This is a genomic window from Streptomyces griseorubiginosus (genome assembly GCF_017614965.1).
Classification (GTDB): domain Bacteria; phylum Actinomycetota; class Actinomycetes; order Streptomycetales; family Streptomycetaceae; genus Streptomyces; species Streptomyces griseorubiginosus_B.
This window is the reverse complement of the sequence record NZ_WVUG01000405.1, coordinates 1-6,730: the sequence shown is the minus strand read 5'-3', so window position 1 is coordinate 6,730 and position 6,730 is coordinate 1. Positions and strand designations below refer to the sequence as shown.

Annotated in this window: 7 protein-coding genes; 5 read left to right on the top strand and 2 right to left on the bottom strand. The window is 74.0% G+C overall.

Annotated elements, in window-relative coordinates:
- Positions 1 to 132: 132 nt before the first annotated feature.
- Positions 133 to 1,578: a hypothetical protein gene (locus GRC12_RS40335; protein WP_208785427.1), complete on the bottom strand. Its 1,446-nt coding sequence runs from the start codon at positions 1,576 to 1,578 to the stop codon at positions 133 to 135.
- A 272-nt stretch (positions 1,579 to 1,850) separates the two neighbouring features.
- Here GRC12_RS40335 and GRC12_RS40330 point away from each other — a divergent pair, with 272 nt between their 5' ends.
- A complete protein-coding gene (locus GRC12_RS40330; protein WP_308286739.1) occupies positions 1,851 to 2,282 on the top strand; it encodes a hypothetical protein in 432 nt (143 codons plus the stop codon).
- A 78-nt stretch (positions 2,283 to 2,360) separates the two neighbouring features.
- Positions 2,361 to 3,227 carry a spermidine synthase gene (locus GRC12_RS40325; RefSeq protein WP_208785426.1) on the top strand — a complete coding sequence of 289 codons (867 nt, stop codon included), beginning with the start codon at positions 2,361 to 2,363 and terminating at the stop codon, positions 3,225 to 3,227.
- Positions 3,228 to 3,396: 169 nt separating this feature from the next.
- On the opposite strand, the gene GRC12_RS40320 is transcribed toward GRC12_RS40325, so the two are convergent.
- Entirely contained in the window at positions 3,397 to 3,915 is a 519-nt protein-coding gene (locus tag GRC12_RS40320) for a hypothetical protein (protein WP_208785425.1), read from the bottom strand.
- Between the two features lie 98 nt (positions 3,916 to 4,013).
- On the opposite strand from GRC12_RS40320, the gene GRC12_RS40315 reads away from it, so the two are divergent.
- The 3 genes from GRC12_RS40315 to GRC12_RS40305 all read left to right on the top strand — a co-directional run.
- Positions 4,014 to 4,718, top strand: a complete 705-nt coding sequence (locus tag GRC12_RS40315; RefSeq protein WP_208785424.1) for a response regulator transcription factor — start codon at positions 4,014 to 4,016, stop codon at positions 4,716 to 4,718.
- Positions 4,715 to 6,121 (top strand): sensor histidine kinase, encoded by a 1,407-nt coding sequence (locus GRC12_RS40310; protein WP_208785423.1) that lies wholly within the window; start codon positions 4,715 to 4,717, stop codon positions 6,119 to 6,121. The genes GRC12_RS40315 and GRC12_RS40310 overlap by 4 nt, the downstream gene beginning before the upstream one ends.
- 109 nt (positions 6,122 to 6,230) lie before the next feature.
- Positions 6,231 to 6,730: cellulose binding domain-containing protein (locus GRC12_RS40305; protein WP_208785422.1), on the top strand; the 500-nt coding region annotated here is incomplete at its 3' end.

Genomic DNA, 6,730 nt, shown 5'->3' with positions numbered 1-6,730 from the left:
GTGCCTGGGCGGCCGGGTGGTGGGCCGGCGGCTCAGACCCTGCCGGGGTGGGGCAGGCGCTGCCCGGGTGGTCGGGCGGTGGGCCGGCGGCCCAGACGCTGGCCGGGTGGGTCGGGCGGTGCCGGAGGTGAGTCAGACCGCGCGCGGCGACGAGGCGTGGCGGTCCAGGAACGCCGAGACGCCCGACGCCCGCCGGTGCGGCAGCAGCACGCGCGCGGTGCCCGCCAGCATCGTCTGGATGCGGGACGACTGGACCTGGTCCAGCAGGTCCAGCACCCGCATCCCCGCCGCCGCGGCCTCGTCCGGCCGGCCGCCCCGCGCCAGGTCGTCCGCGAGTTCCGCCGTGTAGAGCGCGATGTTCCGGGTGAAGTGCGGGTCCTGCAGCTGCGCGGCGCGCCGGGCGTGGCGGGACGCGCGCGACCAGTCGCCCAGCGTCGACCAGCACTGCGCCTCCAGCCCCTCCAGCTCGGCCTCCCCGTAGAAGCTCATCCACTCGGGGTCGGCCTCCGAGGGGCCCCGCTCGTAGAGGGCCTGTGCCCGGGCCAGGGACTGCTCGCAGCCGGTGCGGTCGGCGAGCCCCGCCCAGCCGCCCGCCTCGCGCAGCGCCAGCAGCGACATCAGCCGGGCCGAACCCAGCGAACGGCCCACGCGTTGCGCGGCCTGCGCCGCCCGCACCGCCTCGCGCGGCCGGCCGGCGTCCCGCGCGAGGAACGCCGTGTTGCAGAACGCGTGCGCCTCCAGGGCGTCGTCGCCGGTCATCCGAGCGGTCGCGAGCGCCTCCGCGTAGTGCGAGCGGGCGTCGTCGAACCGCCCGGAGTCGTGTGCCAGCCAGCCCACCGAGATGGCGAGTTCACCGGCGCCCGAGTGCAGCCGCTCGGCGGTCGTCTGCCGGGTCGCGCCGGCGTCGAGGAGCGCGTAAGCGGCGCGCAGCGGCTGCGACGCGCGCCGGTAGAGCCCGTCCGCGCCGTGCCGGTCGTCGAGCAGCCGGATTCTGCGTACGGCCTCCTCGAGCGCGTACGCGTCGCTCGCCCCGGGGCGGCGCACGGGACGCCCCGCGGCCGCGGCGTCGAAGGCGAGCCCGATGGGGCCCAGCGAGGCGGCGGCCACGGTGGCGCCCCCGGTCATGAATGCGCGACGCAGCACGTCGCTCTCCTCGTCATCGTCGTACAACTCGTGTCTCTGCGGGTGCGGTGGCTCATACGGCTCGTACGCCCCCTCGGTCTCACCGGACCCGCGCCCCCCGCCCGTCAGGTGGTCGGGGGGCGCGTCCTCGGCGGCGTGCGCCCGGCGTCCGCGGACGGACGAGCGGGGCGCGAAGCCGAGGTCGGTGAGCGTGCGGCCGGGGAACATGTGCAGGAACACCCGTTCGTACGCGTAGTTGGGGCAGCGGATCTCGCCCGCCTCGACCCGGCCCACATAGCGCGCGTCACAGCTGACCCGCTCCCCGATCTCGCGGGCCGCCCGCCGTACCGCGGCGGCGAACTCGGCCGGTGAGCGCCTGCCGCGGAGTCGGCGGAAGGCCAGGTTCGGCCTGGGTGGCCGGGTGGGCTGGGACGAGGTCAGCTCTGACGACGCCATGGCCGGGTCCTCTCGTGCGAACCGTCGAACCATGCCGGGATCGCGGTGAGTTGTTCGAGTGGCTCCCCGTTTCCGGCGGGCAAGAACGTACCTGCTGTGTCGGACCCGCCACGCAGGGTTTGGCTACAAACCGGATATCTCATCCCGGATCTGCCATGAACTGCCATCCTTTGCGGCGGACTTCCGCCGTTGCCGTTGACGCGCGCGTGCGTTGAACACTGCGGACCGGGAGCCGCCCGTCTCCCGACCCGCTTCGTTCAAGGAGGGGTTCCGTGGTGGAGGCCGGGATGCAGACGACGATGCCGCCGACGACGGCGGGGCACACACCGACTCCGGAGCACAGCGCGCCACCCCTGCCGGGGGGCGCCTGCGACCTCGTCACCGTGCCGGCCCGGCAGGGGCTGGAGGCCGTGGACATCCTGCGCCGGGGGGCCCGCGAGGCGGTCGGCCCCGTACTGCACGACGGCGGCGCCACCCTCGGCTTCCTGGTCCCGCCCGGCACGGCCGCCGCCTGGGACGTGCCGGGCAGCACCTGCACGGAGACCGACGGCCGCGGACTCACCCTGAACCCCGAGCCGCCCGTCGAGGGCTCCGACTGGCTGCTGCCCCCCGGCGCCTGCGACCTCGCGACCGACCCGACGGTCCTGCGCGCGGCCCTGGGCGAGGCGGCCCGCACGATCGAGGCGGCGGACAGCTGTCGCTGAGACGGGCGGGGCCGTCCGGCGTGCCGCTGACCTCGGCCCGAGCGCGCAGGGCGTTGTGCGGCCGTCGATAATGGGGGCATGGGTAGGTCCAGGAACGGCCGGCGGGGCGGTGGTGCCGAAGCCGTCGTCGAGGCGGTCGACGGTGGGCTCGCCGAGTTGATACCCGACCGGGACCGGGCGCGTGCCTGGACGCTGCTGATCGACGGGGCGCCGCAGTCGCACGTCGACCTGGACGACCCCGGTCACCTCTCCTTCGAGTACCAGCGCCGCCTCGGCCACGTCATCGACCTCGCCGCACCGCCCGGCCGCCCCGTGCACGCCGTGCACCTCGGCGGGGGCGCCCTCACCCTCGCCCGGTACGTCGCCGCCACCCGCCCCCGCTCCACCCAGCAGGTCGTCGAGCGTGACGCGGCCCTCGTCCAACTGGTGCGCCGGGAGCTGCCGTTGGACCCGAACGCGCGCATCCGGGTGCGTGCCACGGATGCCCGCGAGGGACTCGCCAAGGTCATGGACGGCTGGGCCGACCTGGTCATCGCCGACGTCTTCAGCGGCGCCCGCACGCCCGCCCATCTGACGTCCACGGAGTTCCTCGACGAGGTCCGACGGGTCCTCAAATCCGGCGGTGTCTACGCCGCGAACCTCGCCGACGGACCGCCGCTGGCCCATCTGCGCGGCCAGATCGCCACCGCCGCCGCCCGCTTTTCCGAACTCGTCCTGGTCGCCGACCCGACCGTGCTGCGCGGCAAACGCTTCGGCAACGCCGTCCTGGTCGCCTCCGACACCCCGCTGCCGGTCGCCGAACTGACCCGCCGGGCCGCCTCCGACCCGCACCCCGGCCGCCTCGAACACGGCCGGGCGCTGCGGGACTTCACGGGCGGCGCGAGCCCGGTCACGGACGCTGCGGCGACCGCGTCACCCGCACCGCCGCCGTCGGTGTTCCGCTGAGCGCTCCGCTGGAAGTGCCGCGCCGTGCCGTCGGTCGTCCGCGGCGCCGTCGTGGCCGGTCGCGCAGTTCCCCGCGCCCCTTCGGGGGCCACAACCGAACCGCTGCGGACTTCACCAGCTCCGCTCAGCGCCGCGCGGACCCCAGTGGGGCCCTAACCCCAGTGGGGCCTTAGTAGTTGCCCACGTCCACGTGCGGCGGCCCGTCGTGCCAGGTGCAGATCACCGAGACCTTGTCGGTGCCCGAGGTGAACTCCACCCGGATCCAGGTGTCCGTCTTCCACGTCTGCATCGACCAGCCGGTGTCCGGGGTCGCCATCACGAGCGTCGCCGAGGCGGCACCGAGGTCGAACACCACCCGCCCGCCGTCGGTGTCGTAACTCCGCACCGTGCCGGACGTCGTCGGGGACGGCTTGGCGACGGGCGTCTTCGAGACGCTTGGCGTCGGCGTCGGGGACGGGCTGCTCTGCCGACTCCTCGCGGGTGAGGACGGCGAAGGAGACGGCCGGGGCGACGACGTGGCCAGCGGTTTCGCCTCCTGCGTGGTCGCGCCGGCCGCCCTGATCGGCAGGGCGCGGGGCGGGTCGTACGCCGTGCCCGCCATCACCGTGTGGACACCCCACCACGACAGCGTGACCGCCGCGCCCGTGGCGAGCGTCCAAGCCAGTACGTGTACGAGTCCTCTGCGCATCGCCGGTCATACTGCCTCACCCGCCCCACTGGCCGCACACGCCCGGAGTTATCCACAGGCCCGAGTGCGGCTCGCCCGCATGGCGTACGGTGCCGCGCATGGCAAGTGTGCTCGTGGTCGAGGACGACCAGTTCGTACGTTCGGCGCTGATCCGGCACCTGACCGATGCCGCGCACACCGTGCGCAGTGTGGGGACGGCGCTGGAGGCGCTGCGCGAGGTCGCCCATTTCCGTTTCGACGTGGTCATCCTCGACCTCGGCCTGCCCGACCTGGACGGGTCGGAGGCCCTGAAGATGCTGCGCGGGATCACCGACGTGCCGGTGATCATCGCCACCGCGCGGGACGACGAGACGGAGATCGTCCGCCTGCTGAACGCGGGCGCGGACGACTACCTGACCAAGCCGTTCTCGGTGGAGCACCTGTCGGCGCGGATGTCCGCGGTCCTACGGCGCTCCCGCACCGCCCCGGGGGACGCGCCGCCCTCCACCGTCATCCGCGTCGGCGGCCTCACCGTCGACCCGCTGCGCCGCCAGGCCGAGTTGGACGGTGCGCGGCTCGACCTCACCCGGCGCGAGTTCGACCTGCTCGCCTTCCTGGCCGGCCGCCCCGGGGTCGTCGTCCCCCGCAAGGATCTGCTCGCCGAGGTGTGGCAGCAGTCCTACGGCGACGACCAGACCATCGACGTCCATCTCTCCTGGCTGCGGCGGAAGTTGGGCGAGACGGCGGCGCGGCCCCGCTATCTGCACACCTTGCGCGGTGTCGGTGTGAAGCTGGAGCCGCCGGGTGGGGAGGCGCCGCGATGAGATGGGCACTGGTCAAGGTCTGTCTGGCGGTCACCGCCATGGTCGTGGTCGCCTTCGCGGTGCCGCTCGGGCTCGTCATCAAGGAGATGGCCCGCGACCGCGCGTTCTCCAACGCCGAGCGGCAGGCGGCCGCCGTCGCCCCGGCGCTGTCCATCACCACCGAGCGCGACCAGTTGGAACGGGTCGTCGCCTCGGCCGGCTCCGACTCCGGGATGGCCGTGCACATACCGGCGGCCGGCGGTCAGGCGGCCGTGGACATCGGCAGGCGGCGCGCGGCCGAGGAGGACATCGCGACCGTGCGCAGACTGGGGCGGGCCTCCACCACCGAGGTGCCGGGCGGCTCCACACTGCTCCAGCCGGTCGCGCTGAGTTCCGGCGCCATCGCGGTCGTGGAGGTGTACGTCCCCGAGTCCGAGGTCACCAACGGCGTCGGCACGGCCTGGGCGGTGCTCGCCGGGGTCGGCGTCGCGCTGATCGTGGGCTCGGTCGCGGTCGCCGACCGGCTGGGGGTGCGGATGGTGCAGCCCGCCCAGCGGCTGGTCGAGGGCGCGCACGAACTGGGGGAGGGAAAGCTCGGGGCGAGGGTGCCGGAGGAGGGGCCGAACGAACTGCGGCTGGCGGCGGTCGCGTTCAACTCCATGGCCGACCAGGTCGTACAACTGCTGGCGAACGAGCGGGAGCTGGCGGCCGATCTGTCCCACCGGCTGCGCACGCCGCTGACCGTGCTGCGGCTGAACGCGGCCTCGCTCGGGGACGGGCCGGCCGCCGAGCAGACCCGGGCCGCCGTCGCCCAGCTGGAGCGGGAGGTCGACACCATCATCCGCACCGCCCGGGACGCCAAGCCGCAGACCGCGGCCGCCGGGCCCGGCGCCGGGTGCGACGCGGCCGAGGTGGTGCGGGAACGGATGGCGTTCTGGTCGGCGCTGGCCGAGGACGAGGGCCGCAAATGGCGGGTGGCCGGCGCCGACCGGCCGGTGCGGATACCCGTGGCCCGGGCGGATCTCGCGGCGGCGCTGGACGCCCTGCTCGGGAATGTCTTCCGGCACACCGCCGAGGGCACGGCCTTCGCCGTCGACCTGCACAACGGCGAGGACGCGGTGATCGTGCTCGTCTCCGACGCGGGGCCGGGCATATCCGACCCCGAGACGGCGATGGCGCGCGGCCGGGGGTCGGGCAGCGACGGCTCGACCGGGCTCGGGCTGGACATCGTGCGGCGGCTCGCGGAGTCGACCGGCGGCGATGTGCGGATCGGGTCGTCCGTGCTGGGCGGCACCGAGGTGCGGATCTGGATCCAGCTGGACGGACGCGAGCGGACGCCGGGCGGGCGGGGGCACCGGTCGGTGCGACGGCGCCGGCAGCGGAAATTGGTCTCTACCTTTAACCGTCCCCGATCCCTTCCTTAAGCGCACCCTAAGATCCTCAACCCCCGCCCGGATCAGGCGCTTTGCCCGTTTCCGGATCGCTAGCGTGCTGCCGCACCCCACCCCGTGAAGAGCGAAGGCAGGCACGCGCATGAGTACGCACCGGCGCAAGGTCAGTGGCAGGAACAAGGCGATCGGCTCAGCCGTCGCCGTGGCCGTGGTGGGCGGCGGAGCGATCCTTCTCACCGGCACCGCTCAGGCGGCCGGAATCGGGGCCGCGTACACCAGGACCAGTGACTGGTCGACCGGTTACACCGCGCAGTACGTGGTGACGAACAACAGCGGCAGCACCGAGAAGACCTGGAAGCTGGAGTTCGACCTGCCGACGGGCGCCCGGCTCAGCTCCCTCTGGAACGCCGAGTCGAGCGTCACCGGACAGCACGTCACCGTGACGCCCGCCAAGTGGGACACCGACGGTCTCGCGGCCGGCAAGTCGGTCACCGTCGGCTTCGTGGTCAACGGCAGCGGCGATCCGGGCGGTTGCCGTATCGACGGAGCCTCCTGTTCCACGGACGGCGGCGCGACACCCGAGCCGAGCGGCCGCCCGACGCAGTCGCCGACCCCGACACCGACCCCCACACAGCCGACGAC